The sequence below is a fragment of the Micromonospora sp. CMU55-4 genome, from assembly GCF_011602315.1.
Classification (GTDB): Bacteria; Actinomycetota; Actinomycetes; order Mycobacteriales; family Micromonosporaceae; genus Micromonospora; species Micromonospora chalcea.
This window is the reverse complement of the sequence record NZ_JAAOLH010000013.1, coordinates 129,945-147,272: the sequence shown is the minus strand read 5'-3', so window position 1 is coordinate 147,272 and position 17,328 is coordinate 129,945. Positions and strand designations below refer to the sequence as shown.

Annotated in this window: 22 protein-coding genes; 11 read left to right on the top strand and 11 right to left on the bottom strand. The window is 74.2% G+C overall.

The genetic code is table 11. From position 1 onward, the window contains the following. Positions 1-31: 31 nt before the first annotated feature. The gene (locus HA073_RS22230; protein ID WP_064447893.1) at positions 32-970 is read left to right on the top strand and encodes a ribose-phosphate pyrophosphokinase; all 939 of its coding nucleotides are present in this window, start codon (positions 32-34) and stop codon (positions 968-970) included. Here HA073_RS22230 and HA073_RS22225 read toward each other — a convergent pair. After that, positions 951-1,406: an ATP-binding protein gene (locus HA073_RS22225; RefSeq protein WP_043328481.1), complete on the bottom strand. Its 456-nt coding sequence runs from the start codon at positions 1,404-1,406 to the stop codon at positions 951-953. The genes HA073_RS22230 and HA073_RS22225 overlap by 20 nt on opposite strands. 115 nt (positions 1,407-1,521) lie before the next feature. Here HA073_RS22225 and macS point away from each other — a divergent pair, with 115 nt between their 5' ends. Continuing rightward, positions 1,522-2,643 (top strand): MacS family sensor histidine kinase, encoded by a 1,122-nt coding sequence (macS, locus tag HA073_RS22220; protein ID WP_166457201.1) that lies wholly within the window; start codon positions 1,522-1,524, stop codon positions 2,641-2,643. An 11-nt stretch (positions 2,644-2,654) separates the two neighbouring features. Then, positions 2,655-3,287: a response regulator transcription factor gene (locus HA073_RS22215; protein WP_176722742.1), complete on the top strand. Its 633-nt coding sequence runs from the start codon at positions 2,655-2,657 to the stop codon at positions 3,285-3,287. On the opposite strand, the gene HA073_RS22210 is transcribed toward HA073_RS22215, so the two are convergent. The 3 genes from HA073_RS22210 to HA073_RS22200 all read right to left on the bottom strand — a co-directional run bounded on the left by HA073_RS22210 (position 3,288) and on the right by HA073_RS22200 (position 5,667). Further along, entirely contained in the window at positions 3,288-3,860 is a 573-nt protein-coding gene (locus HA073_RS22210) for a DUF5709 domain-containing protein (RefSeq protein ID WP_043328485.1), read from the bottom strand. An 80-nt stretch (positions 3,861-3,940) separates the two neighbouring features. Continuing rightward, entirely contained in the window at positions 3,941-4,612 is a 672-nt protein-coding gene (locus HA073_RS22205) for an ATP-binding protein (RefSeq protein ID WP_082931095.1), read from the bottom strand. A gap of 56 nt (positions 4,613-4,668) precedes the next feature. Further along, positions 4,669-5,667 carry an SDR family oxidoreductase gene (locus HA073_RS22200; RefSeq protein ID WP_043328486.1) on the bottom strand — a complete coding sequence of 333 codons (999 nt, stop codon included), beginning with the start codon at positions 5,665-5,667 and terminating at the stop codon, positions 4,669-4,671. 194 nt (positions 5,668-5,861) lie between these two features. On the opposite strand from HA073_RS22200, the gene HA073_RS22195 reads away from it, so the two are divergent. Beyond that, positions 5,862-7,130, top strand: a complete 1,269-nt coding sequence (locus tag HA073_RS22195) for a glycosyltransferase (protein WP_064447891.1) — start codon at positions 5,862-5,864, stop codon at positions 7,128-7,130. Here HA073_RS22195 and HA073_RS22190 read toward each other — a convergent pair. The 5 genes from HA073_RS22190 to aroA all read right to left on the bottom strand — a co-directional run bounded on the left by HA073_RS22190 (position 7,013) and on the right by aroA (position 12,073). After that, positions 7,013-7,978 (bottom strand): hypothetical protein, encoded by a 966-nt coding sequence (locus HA073_RS22190; protein WP_176722743.1) that lies wholly within the window; start codon positions 7,976-7,978, stop codon positions 7,013-7,015. The genes HA073_RS22195 and HA073_RS22190 overlap by 118 nt on opposite strands. 60 nt (positions 7,979-8,038) lie before the next feature. Next, positions 8,039-8,857 carry a histidinol-phosphatase gene (hisN, locus tag HA073_RS22185; protein WP_064447890.1) on the bottom strand — a complete coding sequence of 273 codons (819 nt, stop codon included), beginning with the start codon at positions 8,855-8,857 and terminating at the stop codon, positions 8,039-8,041. A 68-nt stretch (positions 8,858-8,925) separates the two neighbouring features. Then, positions 8,926-9,618 (bottom strand): DUF6348 family protein, encoded by a 693-nt coding sequence (locus HA073_RS22180; protein WP_166457200.1) that lies wholly within the window; start codon positions 9,616-9,618, stop codon positions 8,926-8,928. A 55-nt stretch (positions 9,619-9,673) separates the two neighbouring features. After that, complete coding sequence (gene rsgA / locus HA073_RS22175; protein ID WP_205798140.1) at positions 9,674-10,567, bottom strand: ribosome small subunit-dependent GTPase A; 894 nt, start codon at positions 10,565-10,567, stop codon at positions 9,674-9,676. A 204-nt stretch (positions 10,568-10,771) separates the two neighbouring features. Beyond that, positions 10,772-12,073, bottom strand: a complete 1,302-nt coding sequence (aroA, locus tag HA073_RS22170) for a 3-phosphoshikimate 1-carboxyvinyltransferase (RefSeq protein WP_064447938.1) — start codon at positions 12,071-12,073, stop codon at positions 10,772-10,774. A gap of 102 nt (positions 12,074-12,175) precedes the next feature. Here aroA and HA073_RS22165 point away from each other — a divergent pair, with 102 nt between their 5' ends. The 5 genes from HA073_RS22165 (at position 12,176) to rsrA (ending at position 15,521) form a co-directional block, all read left to right on the top strand. Beyond that, entirely contained in the window at positions 12,176-12,883 is a 708-nt protein-coding gene (locus HA073_RS22165) for an SOS response-associated peptidase (protein ID WP_104114250.1), read from the top strand. A 212-nt stretch (positions 12,884-13,095) separates the two neighbouring features. Then, the gene (locus tag HA073_RS22160) at positions 13,096-13,488 is read left to right on the top strand and encodes a WhiB family transcriptional regulator (RefSeq protein ID WP_030503699.1); all 393 of its coding nucleotides are present in this window, start codon (positions 13,096-13,098) and stop codon (positions 13,486-13,488) included. Between the two features lie 96 nt (positions 13,489-13,584). Beyond that, complete coding sequence (locus HA073_RS22155; RefSeq protein WP_069087350.1) at positions 13,585-14,196, top strand: alpha/beta family hydrolase; 612 nt, start codon at positions 13,585-13,587, stop codon at positions 14,194-14,196. A gap of 228 nt (positions 14,197-14,424) precedes the next feature. Further along, positions 14,425-15,231: a sigma-70 family RNA polymerase sigma factor gene (locus HA073_RS22150; RefSeq protein WP_043328498.1), complete on the top strand. Its 807-nt coding sequence runs from the start codon at positions 14,425-14,427 to the stop codon at positions 15,229-15,231. A 2-nt stretch (positions 15,232-15,233) separates the two neighbouring features. After that, on the top strand, positions 15,234-15,521 hold the full coding sequence (gene rsrA, locus HA073_RS22145) for a mycothiol system anti-sigma-R factor (protein WP_043330951.1): 288 nt from the start codon (positions 15,234-15,236) through the stop codon (positions 15,519-15,521). 83 nt (positions 15,522-15,604) lie between these two features. On the opposite strand, the gene HA073_RS31280 is transcribed toward rsrA, so the two are convergent. After that, the gene (locus HA073_RS31280) at positions 15,605-15,679 is read right to left on the bottom strand and encodes a 50S ribosomal protein bL37 (RefSeq protein WP_369752275.1); all 75 of its coding nucleotides are present in this window, start codon (positions 15,677-15,679) and stop codon (positions 15,605-15,607) included. A 238-nt stretch (positions 15,680-15,917) separates the two neighbouring features. Here HA073_RS31280 and HA073_RS22140 point away from each other — a divergent pair, with 238 nt between their 5' ends. Together HA073_RS22140 and HA073_RS22135 are read left to right on the top strand one after the other, a co-directional pair. Then, complete coding sequence (locus tag HA073_RS22140; RefSeq protein ID WP_043328500.1) at positions 15,918-16,133, top strand: biotin/lipoyl-binding carrier protein; 216 nt, start codon at positions 15,918-15,920, stop codon at positions 16,131-16,133. Continuing rightward, positions 16,130-16,642, top strand: a complete 513-nt coding sequence (locus HA073_RS22135; protein WP_064447885.1) for a GNAT family N-acetyltransferase — start codon at positions 16,130-16,132, stop codon at positions 16,640-16,642. The genes HA073_RS22140 and HA073_RS22135 overlap by 4 nt, the downstream gene beginning before the upstream one ends. Positions 16,643-16,648: 6 nt before the next feature. Here the strand turns inward: HA073_RS22135 and HA073_RS22130 are convergent, their stop codons facing one another. Further along, positions 16,649-17,224 (bottom strand): TetR/AcrR family transcriptional regulator, encoded by a 576-nt coding sequence (locus HA073_RS22130; protein ID WP_064447884.1) that lies wholly within the window; start codon positions 17,222-17,224, stop codon positions 16,649-16,651. Positions 17,225-17,328: the final 104 nt, after the last annotated feature.

The window sequence follows — 17,328 nt, the reverse complement described above, 5'->3', positions numbered from 1 at the left end:
CTCCTCCCGGCGGCCCGTACGATCATCAGACGTGCGTGACATTGCCGTGTTCAGCGGGTCGGCCCATCCGGTCCTCGCCGCCGAGATCTGCGCCCACCTCCACGTCCCGTTGCATCCGGTGCGGGTGTCCCGGTTCGCCAACGACTGCCTGGAGGTGCAGTTGCAGGCGAACTGCCGGGAGCGCGACGTCTTCCTCATCCAGCCGCTGGTGCCGCCGGTGCAGGAGCACCTGGTCGAGCTGCTGCTCATGATCGACGCGGCCCGGGGCGCGTCGGCCGCCCGGATCACAGTGGTGCTGCCGCACTACGCGTACGCCCGGTCGGACAAGAAGGACGCGCCGCGCATCTCCATCGGCGGCCGGCTCGTCGCCGACCTGCTCACCTCCGCCGGCGCGCACCGGGTGCTGGCCATGACGCTGCACTCGCCGCAGGTGCACGGCTTCTTCAGCGTCCCGGTGGACCACCTGCACGCGCTGCGGGAGCTGGCCGCCCACTTCAAGGGGCACGACCTGGGCAACGCGGTGGTGGTCTCGCCGGACCTGGGCAACGCCAAGGAGGCCGCCGCGTTCGCCCGGATGCTGGGTACGCCGGTGGCGGCCGGCGCGAAGCAGCGCTTCAGCGACGACCGGGTGCAGATCAGCACGATCATCGGCGACGTGACGGACCGGGACGTGATCGTGCTGGACGACGAGATCGCCAAGGGCAGCACCGTGATCGAGCTGATCTCGCACCTGCGCGAGCGGCGGGTCCGTTCGATCCGGCTGGCCTGTACGCACGGCCTGTTCTCCAGCGGGGCGCTGGAGCGGCTCAGCGCGCAGGAGGGCGTACTGGAGATCGTCTGCACCAACACCGTGCCGATCCCGGCGGAGAAGCGGGTGCCGAAGCTGGAGGTGCTGTCGGTGGCGCCGGCTCTGGCCGAGGCGATGCGGCGGATCCACAACGGGGAGTCGGTCAGCGCCCTGTTCGCCTGACGGTGGCGAGCGCGGCGGTGATCCGGACGACGGTGCCGGCGTCGCCGGTCTCCACCTCCATCGTGTCGCTCAGCTCCCGGGCCAGCCAGAGGCCCCAGCCGCCGGCGGTGTCCGGCGCCGGCCGGTCACGGTCGCGCAGCCGCCGCTCGCTGATCCCGGGCCCGTGGTCGGCGACCTGGCAGACCAGCTCGCCGTCGCGCTGCCAGAGTCGCAACCAGCCCTGCCCGCCGCCGTGCCGCACCGCGTTGGTGATCAGCTCGTTGACCGCCAGCACGAAGTCGTCCAGCCGTTGACCGGACAGGCCGGAGTCCTGCGCGCAGGAGGTCACCGAGTGCCGCAGCTCGGTCACCTGCGCCTGACCGAAGGCCGTGGCGAGAAGGAGGGAAGGTTCGATGGGCACAACCGTACGCGGTGCGGGGAGTTCTGCGTCTGTCATGACCCCGTCCCGACGATGGCTCTCGACGACTTTCGCGGCATTTCAACCGTACGTCAGGGTTTCTCAGGCCGCACCGGCCGGGGTCCCCTCGTCCGGCTGTGACAGGGTGACGCACATGCCGTCGTCCTCCGGCCTCGAGGGCCCGTTCTGGCGCTCCATCGCGGTGTTCCGGTTCGCCGCGCTCGCGTACGTCGGGCTGGTCGTGCTGCGCGACGCGGACCGCTACGCGCACCCGGTCGCCGCGGGCGGCGTCCTGCTGGCGATGCTGGCCTGGAGCGGCGTGACGGCGGCCGGCTACGGCCGCCCGGCCGGGCGGCGCTGGCCGCTGCTGCTGGCCGACCTCGGCGTGGTGCTGGCGATCATCCTGGTCACGCCCTGGGTGGTCGGGCGCGCGGCGCTCGCCGCCGGCGTGCCGATGCTGACCGCCGCCTGGCTGGCCGGGCCGGTGCTCGCCTGGGCGGTCTCCGGCGGGCGGCGGCGCGGCGCGGTGGCCGCGCTGGTGCTCGGCGGCGCCGACCTCGCCACCCGGGACCGGATCAGCCCGTCCGCGCTGACCGGGGCGATCCTGATGTTGCTCGCCGGTGTGGTGGTCGGGCACGTGGCGCGGCTGGCGGTGCAGGCGGAGGAGCGGTTGCAGCGGGCGGTGGAACTGGAGGCGGCGGCCCGGGAACGGGAGCGGCTGGCCCGCGACATCCACGACTCCGTGCTCCAGGTGCTCGCGCTGGTCCGGCGGCGCGGCGCGGACCTGGACGGCGAGGCGGCCGAGCTGGCCCGGCTGGCCGGCGAGCAGGAGGCCGCGCTGCGGGCGCTCATCGGCCGGGCGGGCGCGCCGCCGGACCCGGCCGGGGCCGAGCAGGACCTGCGCGACCTGATCGACAGGTACGCCTCGGCCACCGTCGTGGTGTCCGCGCCCGCCACCCCGGTGCCGCTGCCCGCGCGGACCGCCGGTGAGCTGGGCGCGGCGGTCGGCGCGGCGCTGGACAACGTGGCCCGGCACGCCGGTGGCCGGGCCTGGGTGCTGATCGAGGACGAGGAGGAGACGGTGACCGTCTCGGTACGCGACGAGGGGCCGGGCATCCCGGACGGGCGGCTGGCGGAGGCCGCCGCGCAGGGGCGGCTCGGGGTGGCGCAGTCCATCCGGGGCCGGGTGGCCGACCTGGGCGGCGAGGTGCGGATCGCGTCCGCGCCGGGCGCCGGCACCGAGATCGAGCTGATCGTGCCGAGGAGCCGCGGGTGAGCATCCGGGTGATGGTGGTCGACGACCACCCGATGTGGCGCGAGGGCGTGGCCCGCGACCTCACCGAGGCGGGTCACCAGGTGGTGGCGACCAGCGGCGAGGGGCGGCAGGCGGTACGGGTGGCCGCGGCGGCCCGCCCCGACCTGGTCGTGCTCGACCTCCAGCTGCCGGACATCTCCGGCGTCGAGGTGATCCGGGGGCTGCGCGCGGCGTTGCCCGAGGTGCGGGTGCTGATGCTCTCGGCCAGCGGCGAGCCGCAGGGCGTGCTGGACGCGGTCAAGGCCGGCGCCACCGGCTACCTGGTCAAGTCGGCCGCCCCGGCGGAGTTCCTGGACGCGGTGCGCCGCACGGCGGCCGGCGAGCCGGTGTTCACGCCGGGCCTGGCCGGGCTGGTGCTGGGGGAGTACCGGCGGCTGGCCGCGGCGCCGCCCGCCCCGGACGACGACGCACCCCGGCTCACCGAGCGGGAGACCGAGGTGCTGCGCCTGGTCGCCAAGGGGCTGTCCTACAAGCAGATCGCCGACCGGCTGGGCCTGTCCCACCGGACCGTGCAGAACCACGTGCAGAACACCCTGGGCAAGCTCCAGTTGCACAACCGGGTCGAGCTGACCCGGTACGCCATCGAGCGGGGCCTGGACGGCTAGCTAGCGGGCGTCCGGCGGGCGGGTCTCGTGCACCGCCAGCTCCTCCGCGCTGGCCCCGCCACCGGCCGCGCCCGCGTCGTAGGCGACGTTGTCGGTCTCCTGGTCGGTGTGCGCGCCCTCGTCCGGCTCGACCAGCCGGCCCACCTGGTGGTCGGCGACGGTGCCGAGCTGACCGTGGTCGTACACGGAGACGGGGGAGTCCGGGTCGGATACCGGGCCCGGGTCGATCACGTCGGCGTCGAGCTGGGCCTGCGCGGCGGCCTCCTCGCTGTCCGCCTCGGCGGCGATGTCCGGGTCGACCGGGCCGGCCAGCGGGTCGTCGGCGGGACGCTCGTACTGCTCGCGCTGGAGCTTGTAGTCCAGCGACTCGCCGTCGAGCTGCTCCTCCGCCGTGGTGCCGAACTCGTCCACCGCGACCGGCGTGCGGTCGCCGGGGAGCTGGGCCGGCTCGGGGCCGTCCGCCTCGCGCCCGGTCAGCACGTCGTCGTTGGCGGTGGAGTCGTCGTCGGCGGTGTCGGGCAGGCCCGCCGCCTCGGGATCGGACACGGGGGTGGGGTACTCGTCGTCGCGCATGCTCGGGAACTACCCACTGCGCTCCCCGCCCTAACCGCAACCGGCCGGGTGGATCGGGAGCAACAGGGCGAAAGGGCGCCTCAGTTGCGGACCGCCGCCTCGTCCTCGACGTACAGCACGCACCACACCACCTTGCCGTCGGGCAGCGGAGTGCTGCCCCAGCGCCGGGCCACCGTGTCGATGAGCAGCAGCCCGCGCCCGCCCAGCGCGTCCGCCGCCGCCGGACCCGCGTACGCGGGCTGCCCGGCCGAGTGGTCGCGGACGGCCACGTGCAGCGCGTTGCCGCGCGGCGCCAGCCGGAGCGTCATCGGGGTCAGCGCGTGCGCCACCACGTTGTTGACCATCTCGGTGACCGCGATGCAGGCCGGTTCGACCAGCTCCGGCAGGCCCCACCGGAGGCACCCGGCGGAGACCAGCGACCGTGCCTCGCGCGCGGCCTCGACCACCGGGGGCAGTTCGACGCCGAGCGGGTCCGGCGGCGGGTCCGGCGGCGTGGCTTCCGGGTCGAGCAGCATCTCGCTGGCCGGCCAGTCGGACACCGCCCGGCAGACCTCGTCCAGCGCGTCGCGGGCCAGCGGGTCGGCGATACGCACCCCGGACAGGTCCACGAGCAGCAGGCCGGGGCGCTGCCACAGCCGGGCCAGCAGCGCGTCCCGCACGGCCTCCACCTCGGCCCGGTCGAGCACGCCGGTCAGCCGGACTCTCGCGGAGGAATCGTCGGTCTCCACCAGGCAACGCGCATCCGTCGGCATGATCGCCCCATTGTGCACCTCGGCCGCCGCCCGCGCACCGGTCCGGTCGGCGGGACTCACGGCCGGCCCGTCCGGGACCGGCGGCTGATCGCCGCCGCCGTGCCGACAGCGGTGCCGGCCGCCAGACCGACGGCCGCGGTGAGCCGCAGCAACTGACCCCGCCGCCCGGACCAGCCGTCGGTCCGCTCCGCCGCCGCGCCGGGGGTGAAGACGGCGCCGGTGGAGTCGGCGCGTACGCCGGGCCCGAACTGGGTGCGCGCGGTGTACCAGCCCATCACCCGCTCGGCCAGCGCCGGGGCGAGCCGCCACTGGAGCCCGATCAGCCGGGCCGCGCCGCCCGCGTACGCCTCCCGCCGGGGCCGGCGCAGCAGTTTCACGATCGTCTCGGCGACCATCTCCGGCGGGTACACCGGCGGTGGCGGGGTCAGTTCCCGGCCGGTGTGGTTGGCCGCGTGCCGGAAGAACGGCGTGTCGATGGTGGCCGGCAGCACCGTGCAGATCGAGATGTTGCCCCGCCCGGTCACCCGCAGCTCCTGCCGGACCGTGTCGGCCAGGCCGCGGATCGCGTGCTTCGTGGCGTTGTACGCCGACTGGTACGGCATCGCCACCTCGGCCAGCACCGAGGCGTTGTTGACCAGCACCCCGCCACCGGCGGCGGTCAGCCAGGGCAGCGCCGCGCGTGTCCCGTACACGGCCCCCAGCAGGTTCACGTCCACCACCCGGCGGAACTCGGCCACCGGGATCTCGTCGAACAGTCCCACGGTGCCGACCGCCGCGTTGTTGACCCAGGCGTCGATCCGGCCGAACTCGGCCACCGCCCGCGCCGCGAGCTGCTCCACCGCCTCCGGGTCGGTCACGTCGGTGGGCACCACCAGGGCCCGTCCGCCCAGTTCCCGGCAGCTCGCCGCCACCCGGCGCAGCGCCGACCCGGTCCGGGCGGCGAGCACCACGTCGGCGCCCCGCTGGGCCAGCGCGTACGCGGTCGCCGCGCCGATCCCGCTGGAGGCGCCGGTGATGACGACCGTTGCGTCGGAGAGGCTGCGGGTTAGCGGCATTCTCCGGCGGTACCCCCGGGCCGCCCGGTCATGCCGACCGATTTCGACGGTGATCGGGTTCGGTCGGCCGTCCCGCTCGCGGGACAGCGGTGGCCCGGTGACCCCGATCTGCCAGGTTTGGGCGCGCCGGACCTGGGTTAATGGGACGCTCTGACCGGAGACCCCGCTACGCGAGAAACGCATGGAGGTGCACCATGCGCGTCGGCCTTGTATGCGCGCACGCCGGCTCGTCCACCGACGGTCCCACCGTCGGGACGCAGGAGCACATTGCGCGCGTGGCGGCGGAGCTCGCCGCCCGGGGCCATGACGTCCGCGTGTACGAGCGCCGTGCCGCCGCCGCCCAGCCCGCCCTGACCGAACTCGACGGCTACCGGGTGGAACGTGTGCCGGTCGGCCCGCCCGACGTGCTCTCCACCGCCGAGCTGGTGCCCTTCGTCGCCGAGTACGGCCGCTGGCTGGCCGGGCAGTGGGCCGGTGACTGGACCCCCGACGTGGTGCACGGCCACTACTGGGTCGGCGGGCTGGCCGCCGCCCACGCGGTACGCGCCACGGACATCCCGGTGGTGCAGACGTTCCACTCGCTCGGCGTGGAGCAACTGCGGCACCTCGGGCCCCGGTACGGCGGCCCGGGCGAGCGCATCCCGCTGGAACGGGCGCTGACCCGGGCGGTGGACGTGGCGGTGGCCCAGTGCAACGACGAGGTGGACGAGCTGACCCGGATGGGCCTGCAGCGCACGTCGGTGGCGATGGTGCCGACCGGGGTGGACACCGGCCAGTTCCATCCGGACGGCGAGGCGGCGCCCCGCGACCAGCGGGCCCGGATCCTCTCCGTCGGCGGGCTCGCCCCCGGACACGGGCAGGACGACCTGATCCGGGCGATGCGGCTGGTCGGCGACGCGGAGCTGGTGATCGCCGGCGGCCCGCCGGCCGAGCGGCTGGACGGGCACGCCGAGGCGCGCCGGCTGCGGGAGCTGGCCGAGCGGGCCGGGGTGGCGGAGCAGGTGAAGCTGGTCGGCGCGGTGCCGCACGACCAGATGGCGACCTGGTACCGCTCCGCCGACGTGGTGGCCTGCACGCCGCACTACGCGTCGGCCGGGCGGGTGTCGCTGGAGGCGATGGCCTGCGGCGTGCCGGTGGTCGGTTACGCCATGGGCGGCATCGCCGACGCGGTGGTGGACGAGGTGACCGGCAAGCTGGTGCCGCCCGGTGACGTACGCACGCTCGGGGTCACGCTGCGCCGGCTGCTGTCGGACAACGCCGGGCGGTTCGCGTACGGGCACGCCGCGGTGGACCGGGTCCGGTGCAGCTACACCTGGGAACGTACCGCCGCCGCGCTGGAACGTCTCTACGAGCGGGTGATCGGGCGTCGCCGCCCGGCCACGCCGATCGAGCCGACGCCGGTCGAGGTGACGCCGCCGGTCGAGGTGGCCGTCTCGGAACGGGGACCGGTCGAGGCGGCCTGAACCGGCACCATCCCGGCGCCCACGATCGCCTTCTGGCGGGCGCTGGCGTGGTGGTGCTGCGGTTCGGCGTACCGGGTCAGGCCGACCACCGCCGCGAGCGTGACCAGGAAGCCCAGACCGGCCAGCCACTCCCGGCCGGGCCAGATCTTGTCGTTGAGCAGCAGCAGGCCGACGATCGCCGCGGGCACCGCCCCGGCGGCGTCCATCGCGGCCACCGCCGCCGTGGTCGACCCGCGCTGCATGGCCAGGCCGAGCAGCAGCTGGCCGATGACCGAGTGGACGATCAGCAGGTAGAGCAGCGGGTCGCGGACGAACGCCTCCACCGATCCGGCCGAGGCGAGCGGGCGGGCCGCCACCGCGGCGGCGGAGAACGCCATCCCGGCCAGTGAGCCGAGCACCACCGACCCGAGCGCGCCGTGCAGCCGGGCGGCGAAGAACCCGGACCCGGCGATCGCGAACACCGCCACCGCCAGGCCGACCAGTCCGGCGGTGCCGAGCTGCCGCGACGGCGCCGGCTGGGCCGACAGCACCAGCGCGGTGATGCCGGCGAACAGCAGCACCAGCAGCACCACCTCGGCGGCCGGCAACCGCCACTTGAGCACCAGCACGCCGAGTACGGCGGTCACCCCGAGCCCGGCCGCCACGCTCGCCTGCACCAGGAACAGCGGCAGGTCGCGGCGGGCCAGGAACGCCAGCACGAAGCCGACCACCTGGCAGGTCAGGCCGATCAGGTACGTCCGGTGCCCGGCCAGGCGCAGCAGCAGCCCCGGGTCGAACGTGTGGTGCACGGTTGTCCGCGCCGCGGCGACCGACTGGAGAAGGTTGGCGAAGCCGTACGCGACGATCATCGCTGCCAGGAAGCACCAACCGGAGGAAACCACCTGGCGAGGATAGAGGCTCTTCCCGGTTCAGCGCTCGGCTGGACGGCCGAGCCGGGCCAGGATGTCGTCGTGCAGCGCGCCGTTGCTGGCCACGGCGCTGATGTCGGCGGAGTCCGCGCCCGCCGGGGCCGGCCGGCCGGCCAGATCCGTGATCACGCCACCCGCCTCGGTGACGATCGGCACCAGCGCGGCGATGTCCCACAGCGACAGCTCCGGCTCCACCATCACGTCCAGCGCGCCCTCGGCCAGCAGCATGTAACCGTAGAAGTCGCCGTACGCGCGGCTGCGCCAGGTGTCCCGCATGAGCTGGAGGATCGCGTCCAGCCGGCCGGCCTGCTCCCACCCGGTCAGCGACGAGTAGCAGATGCTCGCGTCGCCGAGCGCGGTGACGCCGGAGACCCGGATCGGCGTGCCGTCCGCCGGTCCGGCGCCGGCGAACGCGCCCGCGCCGAGCGCGCCCCACCAGCGGCGGCCCAGCGCCGGGGCGGAGACCAGGCCGAGCACCGGCCGGTCGTGCTCCAGCAGCGCGATCAGCGTGGCCCAGACCGGTACGCCCCGGACGAAGTTCTTCGTGCCGTCGATCGGGTCGATCACCCAGCGCCGCCCGTCCGGCCCGGCCGGCGGCTGCTCGCCGTACTCCTCGCCGAGCAGGCCGTCGCCGGGACGGTGGGTGGCCAGCAGCGCGCGGATCTCCCGCTCCACGGCGGTGTCCGCGTCGGAGACCGGGGTCAGGTCCGGCTTCGACTCGACGCGCAGGTCCAGCGCGCGGAACCGGGCCGAGGAGACCGCGTCCGCGGCGTCGGCGAGCAGGTGGGCGAGGGCGAGATCGTCGGCGTACCCGGTCATGACGGACACGCTAGTGGCGTGACCACGACCGTCGGTCGTCGGGGCGTCACCCGAGCGCTGTCACCGCCTCAGTCGGGGCCGACCAGGAGGACGAAGGTGCGTGCCAGGCCGAAACGGTCGGTGCGCGGCCAGTCCAGAGCGGCGAGCGCGGCGGCGGACGGCTCGTGCCGCCGGCCGTTGATCCGCACCTCGCACTCGGTGACGTCACCACCCTGGCCGACCAGCATGCGAACGCCGTTGAGATGTGGACGGTCCAGCCCGGCCGCGATCACCGGCGCCAGGGTCGACCACGGCATCGCCTCGGCGAACCACTCCTGCTTGTGCTGCGATCCGTCGGCGGACCATCCGGTCACGCCGCCGACGATCGCATGCCAGCCGGCGAACCCGCCCTTGTCGCCCGACCTGAAGTGGCTCGCCAGCCGCCCTCGCTGCTCGATCATCTCCAGGACCGTCACCAGGCAGGTCTCGATCCACGCCCCGATCGCCTGACGGGCCGCCTCGACCGGGTCGGCCGCCAGGCCGAGCGTGCAGTCGACGATCGTCGGCACGTCCGGCCGGTCCGCGTTCAGCAGGAGCTCCAGGTCCAGGTGGCGGTAGTCGTCGCTGTCCGGTGGAAGGACCCGGACGCCCAGCGATCCCGACCGCAGCATCGGCCCGTCGGTCATCCGCCACTCGCCACCCACCTCGGTGAGCATCGGCGCGGCCAGCTCCAGCACCCGCTCGGCGGGCAGAGGCCGTGGGGTCGGCCGGGGATCGATCATGGTGGGTCAGCGTACCGGCGAGGCCCGGCGCCGTGGGCCCGGCCGGCGACGCCGGTCAGGACCCGGCGAGCGGATCGCCGGGGTTGCGCTCCGGCTCGCGCGGGTCGCCCTCGCCGCTGCGGGAGGCCAGCAACCGCCGGTACGAGGCGAGCCGGCGCGCGTCCGCCTTCCCGGCGGCCACCCAGGCGTCCAGCGCGCAGTCCGCCTCGTCGGCGGTGTGCGGGCAGTTGGCCGGGCAGTCCACCGTCGCCTCGACGAGGTCCGGGAAGCCGTGCAGCAGGCTCTCGGCGGACACGTGGGCCAGCCCGAAGCTGCGCACCCCCGGGGTGTCGACGATCCAGCCGGTGTCGCCGTCGGCGCCGGGCTCGGCGGGCAGCCGCAACGCCACCGCGCTGGTCGAGGTGTGCCGGCCCCGGCCGATCGCGCTGACCGTGCCCACCGCGCGTTCGGCGTCCGGGACCAGGCGGTTGACCAGCGTCGACTTGCCCACCCCGGAGTGACCCACCATCACCGACACCCGGCCGGCGAGCAGCGCCCGCAGCGCGGCCAGGTCGGAGTCCGGGCGGATCAGCACGTACGGCAGCTCCAGCTCGGTGTAGTAGCCGAGCACCGCCTCCGGGCCACCCAGGTCGGCCTTGGTGAGGCAGAGCAGCGGCTCGATGTCGGCGTCGTACGCGGCCACCAGGCAGCGGTCGATGAACCCGGTACGCGGCGGCGGGTCGGCGAGCGCGCTGACGATCACCAACTGGTCGGCGTTCGCCACCACCACCCGTTCCAGCCGCCCCTCGGCGGTGGTCTCGTCGTCGTCCGCGGTACGCCGCAGCACCGAGGTCCGTTCGGCGATGCGCACGATCCGGGCCAGCGCGCCCGGCGCGCCGGAGGTGTCCCCGACCAGACCCACCCGGTCACCCACCACCACCGACTTGCGTCCCAGCTCGCGGGCGCGCATGGCGGTGACGAGCGGGGCATCCGGCCCGGCCCCGGGCAGCACGCAGGTGTAGCGGCCCCGGTCGACGGCGATGACGAACCCGTCGACGGCGTCGGCGTGCCGGGGGCGGGTGCGCGTACGCGGCCGCGACGACCGGCCCGGTCGGACCCGGACGTCGTCCTCGTCGTACTCGCGCCGCTTCGTCGCCAGGACGTCCCCCCGCTGTCAGTTCTTGCCGGTCACCATCCCCGACCATAGTGCCGGGAACTCCGGCATGGTCTTGGAGGTGCACGCCACGTCGTCGACCTCGATGCCGGGGACGGCCAGCCCGGCCACCGCCGCGGCGTGCGCCATCCGGTGGTCGGCGTACGTGCGGAACGTCCCGCCGCGCAGCGGGCGGGGCCGGATGTCCAGCCCGTCGGGGGTCTCGGTGATGTCCGCGCCGAGCGCGGTGAACTCCTTGGCGAGTGCGGTGACCCGGTCGGTCTCGTGGCCCCGGATGTGGCCGATGCCGGTGAGCCGGGACGGGCCGTCGGCCAGCAGCGTGAGCGCGGTCAGCACCGGGGTCAGCTCGCCGACGTCGGAGAGGTCGGCGTCCAGCCCGCGTACCGTGCCGGTGCCCCGCACGGTCAGGCCGTCGGTGCCGAGCGTCACCTCGCCGCCCATCCGGTGCAGCAGCTCCCGCAGCCGCTCGACCGGCTGGAGGCTGCTGCGCGGCCAGTCCTGCAACGTCACCTCGCCGCCGGTGACCAGCGCGGCGGCGAAGAACGGCGCGGCGCCGGAGAGGTCGGGTTCGATCTCCCAGCCCCGCCCGGACAGCGGGCCCGGCTCGACGGCCCAGACGTCCGGCGTGGTGTCGTCCACCGCGGCGCCGGCGGCGCGCAGCATCTGCACCGTCATCCGCAGGTGCGGCGCGGACGGGACCGGGGGACCCTGGTGCCGGACCACCACGCCCCGGTCGAACCGGGGCGCGGCCAGCAGCAGCCCGGAGACGAGCTGGCTGGACGCGGAGGCGTCGATGACCACGTCGCCGCCGGTCACCTGCCCGGCGCCGAGCACGACGAGCGGCAGGCTGCCCGTCGGCGGGGCGTCGATGCGGACGCCGAGCGCCCGCAGCGCGCCGATCAGCGGGCCGAGCGGGCGGGTGCGGGCGTGCGGGTCGCCGTCGAACGTGACCCGGCCGGCGGCCAGCCCCGCCACCGGCGGCAGGAAGCGCATCACCGTGCCGGCCAGGCCGACGTCGACGTGCGCCGGCCCGGCGAGCGGATGCGGGCGGACCAGCCAGCGGTCGTCGTCGGAGATGGACATGTGCGCGCCCAGCTCGCGCAGGCCGCCGGCCATCAGCTCGGTGTCCCGGGCGCGCAGCGGCCGGGCCAGTGTCGACGGCCCGCTGGCCAGCGCGCCGAGCACCAGGGCCCGGGCGGTCATCGACTTGGAGCCGGGCAGGCGCAGTGTCGCGGCGACCGGGTCGCTGGCGGTCGGCGCGGTCCACGGTTGCGGCTGACGGGTAGCGATCGGATTCCCCACGGTCACATTCTGCCAAGTTCCCGGCCCGGTGGAACCGTCCGTGGCCGCTGCTCCCGTTGGGCGGGACAGCCGAAACGTCCGGATGGGGCTAGCGTGGGCGCCATGTGCGGGAGGTACGCCACGACCCGGAGCGCCGGTGACCTGAGCGCGCTGTTCTCCTCGGCTGACGAGACCGGCGGGGTGGCGCCGGACTTCAACGTCGCCCCGACCGATCCGGTGCCGCTGGTCCGGCTCGCTCCGGAGGGGCACCGGCTGCTCTCCCTGGGCCGCTGGGGGCTGTTGCCGGGGTGGTCCCGCAGCGCCGCCGGCGCCGCCCGCATGATCAACGCGCGGGCCGAGACGGTCGCGACCAGCCGGGCGTACGCGCCGTCGTTCGCCCGGCGCCGGTGCCTGGTGCCGGCCGACGGGTGGTACGAGTGGGTCCGGCTCGCCGGTGGCGGGCGGCAGCCCTACTTCATGACGCCCCGGGACGGCTCGGTGCTCGCCTTCGCCGGCATCTGGTCGGTGTGGGAGTCGGCCGGGGTGGCCCGGCTCACGTTCAGCGTGCTCACCACCGCTGCGGTCGGCGAGCTGGCCGAGGTGCACGACCGGATGCCGCTGCTGCTGGCGCCGGATCGCTGGGCGGATTGGCTCGGCCCCGCCGACGACCCGGCCGGGTTGCTCGCGCCGCCCGACGCCGGCCTGCTCGCCGGGCTGGAGATCCGCCCGGTCTCCCGGGCGGTCGGCGACGTCCGCAACGATGGTCCCGAGCTGATCGCGCGGGTGTCTCCGGAGGGCGTGGAGGCGGTCTCCGGGCCGACCCTGTTCTGATCACGCTCCGCCACATCGACGCGCCCCGTTTGCCGGGGTTGCGCCGGAAAAGTCGCCCGGACGTTCAGTCAGTTTCATTGAAGACTCTTGTCCTTACGTATGCGAATGCGATAGAACACAGCGCCGGTGATGGGCGTTGGTTCGCACGGGGCGACGACACCCATCGATCTTGCTGAAAGATCTCTGCCGGTCCCACGGGGGAGGTGGGTGTATTGACACGGGCACGCATGCCCCGCCCGCACGAGGTCGCCGCGGCACGGCGCGACCCACGACTGCTGCGGGCTCTGCACGAACGACGCCAGGACGAGGCGTGGCGCACCAGAGGCACCTGTCAGAACGTCGATCCGGAGACGTTCTTCCCGGCGCCGAACGAGCCGGCCGACGCGGCGGTGGCGCTCTGCCGCACGTGCGACGTCCAGGGCTCCTGCCTGGCCTGGGCGCTGGAGGTGGGCGACTGCCACGGCGTCTGGGGCGGCACGACGCCGCGCGAGCGCCGAGCCATGCTCGTGGCCTGGCGCAGCGAGGTGCAACCCGATCCGGACGCGATCGACGACGCCGGCCCGCCGGTGCGTGACCGCCTGCTCACCCTGGTGCCGCTGAGCTGATCCCTCGTCGCCCGTGGCCCGTCCGCGGGCCACGGGCGACGACCGGTTCGGCCCGTCCCGGCGCCGCCGGCCGACCGGCACGCGCAGAATGGGCCGGTGCGGCACGACGACGAGATCGACACACCCCGGGGACGAGCCCGGTTCCGCTTCCACCCGCCCGCAGACGGCGCGACAGTGCTGGTGCTGGGCCACGGGGCAGGCGGCGACGTGGACGCGCCGGACCTCACGGCGGTCCGGGACGCGGTGCGCGACGCCGGGGCCGGGGTGGCCCTGGTGACCCAGCCGTACCGTGTCGCCGGGCGGCGCGCGCCCGCTCCCGCCGGGCACCTCGACGAGGCGTGGACGGCGGTGCTGGCCGAGCTTCGCCGGCGCGCCCCGCAGGTGCGCGACTGGGTGGTCGGCGGCCGGTCCAGCGGCGCCCGGGTGGCCTGCCGCACCGCCGCCGCCGTCGGGGCGGCCGGAGTCGTCGCGCTGGCGTTCCCGCTGCACCCGCCGGGCCGGCCGGAACGCTCCCGGGCCGCGGAACTGCTCACCGGGCTGCCCACGCTCGTGGTCAACGGCGACCGGGACCCGTTCGGCGTGCCCGAACCCGGCCCGGGGATCGAGGTGGTGGTCCGGCCGGGACAGCGGCACGACCTGCGGGGCGACCCGGCCGGCACGGCCGCCGTGGTCCGGGACTGGCTGCGCGTACACGGATGGTTGTCCTGAGCGGCGGCGCGCGCCGTGACCGTCGCCCGCGGCGGGTCGTTGCACCGGTTGGTGCCGGCCGCCCGGTTCGGGTGCGCCGGGGCCACCCTCCCAGGCCCTTCCTGGTCCCAGCGGCGGTCGCGGCCGCCGCCGGGGCCAGGATCGGGTGGGACCGGTGGAATGCCGCACCCCGTACCTCGCGTTACCTCCCTGTGGACGACGACAGTGCCAGCGCGAGGGGGGTGACCGGTGCCGATACAGACACGGAGCCGGGAACGGGACGAACGGGACGAGCGGCAGCTCAGGCGGCTGCTCGACGCGCCGGAGTGGCCCGCGGCGTCGGTCGTGAGCACCGGCACAGACTCCGGAAGTGAATCTGCCGGAAAGTGGGTACGCGTATCCTCAGCGGGAAAGCATCCGACGCGAGGGGATGTGCGGTTGACCACCGAGAAGACGGACGAGCGCAGGGCCCGCTTCGAGCGGGACGCTATGCCCTTCGTCGACCAGCTCTACGCCGCCGGTCTGCGGATGACCCGCAACCCGGCCGACGCGGAGGACCTGGTTCAGGAGACGTACCTGAAGGCGTACGCCGCCTTCCACCAGTTCGAGCAGGGCACGAACCTGAAGGCCTGGCTCTACCGGATCCTGACCAACACCTACATCAACACCTACCGTAAGCGGCAGCGGCAGCCCATTCAGGCGCCGACCGAGGAGATCACCGACTGGCAGCTCGCCGAGGCCGAGTCGCACACCTCCAGCGGCCTGCGCTCGGCCGAGACGGAGGCGCTCGACCGGCTCCCGGACAGCGACGTCAAGGAGGCCCTCCAGCAGTTGCCGGAGGAGTTCCGCCTGGCCGTCTACCTGACCGACGTCGAGGGCTTCTCCTACAAGGAGGTCGCCGACATCATGGGCACGCCGATCGGCACCGTGATGTCCCGTCTGCACCGTGGCCGACGTAATCTGCGGAAGCTGCTCGAGCAGTACGCGGCGGAGCGCGGTTTCAGCGCCGCCTCGTCGAAGAAGGGTTCGACCGCCGCCGCCAGCCGGGAGGTGTGACCGTGAGCTGTGGACAACCGCACGAGACGGACTGCCGCGAGGTGCTCGCCGAGGTCTACCTCTACCTCGACCTGGAGTGCGGCGAGGAGCGCCGGCTGCTGATCCGGCACCACCTGGACGAGTGCGGGCCGTGCCTGCGCGAGTACGGCATCGAGCAGGAGGTCAAGGCGCTCGTGGCCCGGTGCTGCGGCAACGACTCGGCGCCGGAGAAGCTGCGTGAGCGGCTGCGTCTGCGGCTGACCGAGCTGGTGGTCTTCGAGACCACCGAGTCCCGCGAACTGGCCGACTGAACAAGCGACGGAACGGCCCGGGTCCGAATGATCGGACCCGGGCCGTCACGCGTTTCCGGCAGGTGCCGCGCTGCTCCCGATGATCAGGAGTTGGGGCGCTTGCCGTGGTTGGCGCTGCTCTTCTTCCGGGCCTTCTTCTTGCGGGCCTTCTTCGCCATGCTCTGCCTCCTTGTGCTGGTCACGGTTCCGTCCGCGGCTGGCCGCGGCGGAGGTCGCGGTGTGGCTCCCCGGCTCGCCGGTGGCCGACCCGCACGATGCTAGTGCCGACGCAGCCCGCCGGAGCGCGGTGGGGCGCATCGCGTGCCCGGTGGTGCGCGGGCCGGCGTGACCGGCGTCATGATTGGATACCGTTCGCAGGACTGTCGGGGAGTCGTCGGGGAGAGGGAGGGCCGGAAGATGGCCGAGGAGATCCGCGCCGAGATGGTGGCGAACGTCTGGAAGGTCGTGGTGTCGGCCGGCGACACCGTGTCCGAGGGCGACACGCTCGTCATCCTGGAGTCGATGAAGATGGAGATCCCGGTGGTCGCCGAGTCCGACGGCGTGGTGCAGCGCCTCGCCGTCAACGAGGGAGACGTGGTGCAGGACGGCGACCTGATCGCGGAGATCGGTTGACCGCCTTGCTGGTGCGCCGCGCTGAGCCGGCGGACTTCCCGGCCGTGGCGCGGCTGACTGTGGCCGCGTACGAGGCGGACGGCCAGCTCAAGGACGAGAGCGGGTACGCGCCGGTGCTCGCCGACGTGGCCACCCGCGCCCAGACCGGCGAGGTGCTGGTGGCCGTCGACGACACCACCGGCCAGGTGCTCGGCGCGGTGACGTTCGTGCTGCCCGGCACCCCGTACGCCGAACTCGCCGGCCCGGGCGAGGCGGAGTTCCGGATGCTCGCGGTGGATCCGGCCGCGCAGGGCCGGGGCGCCGGCGCCGCGCTCGCGGCCGCGTGCGTGACGCGCGCGACGGAGCTGGGCTGCACGGCGGTGGTGATCTGCGTACGCGCCGGGATGGCGGCGAACGCGCACCGCCTCTACGAGCGGCTCGGGTTCGTCCGGCTGCCGGAGAAGGACTGGTCGCCGCTGCCCGGCATCGACCTGCTCGGTCTGCGGCTGGACCTGACCGCGGCGGGCTGAACCGGCTCAGCCCTGGCCGGTCTCGCCGATCTTGGCGAGCAGCTCGTCGGCCACCTCGAGCGCGATCCGCTTCCGCTCGTCGTCGGTGATGCCGGGCGCGCGGACCGCGAACCAGCTGGTGTGCACCGCGAACAGCGTCAGCGTGGCGCGCAGCTGGGCGGCCGGCGAGTCGTCACCCCGGCACAGCTCGTGGGCCAGCCGCATCATCCGGTCCCGCATCTGCTGGCCGGCGACCAGGCTCTTGAGCACCGTCTGGTTCTGCTCGAAGAAGCGCATCACCTGGGGCAGGTCGCCGGCGAACATGCTGTCGGCGTACCGCCCGAGCAGGGCGCGCCGGGTCGCCAGGGTGGGTGGCTGGTCGGCGGCCCAGGCGATCAGCTCGTCCATCCGGCGCAGCCGGTCGTCGACGAAGCTGGTGACGATCTCGTCCTTGCTCTTGAAGTGGTAGTAGAGCGCCGCCTTCGTGACGCCGAGCCGCTCGGCGATCTCCCGCAGTGACGTCTTCTCGTAGCCCTGCTCGGTGAAGAGTTCCAAGGCGACGGCCTGGATGCGCTGCCGTGTGCCTCCTGTGGTCTCCCTCACCAGCCGACTTCCTTCCAATCCGCTTGACGTCCGACCGTCATCAGCTTACCGTCCGGCTAGTAAGCAAACTAGCCGGGCGGCAAGTAAGTTGATCACATGATCTG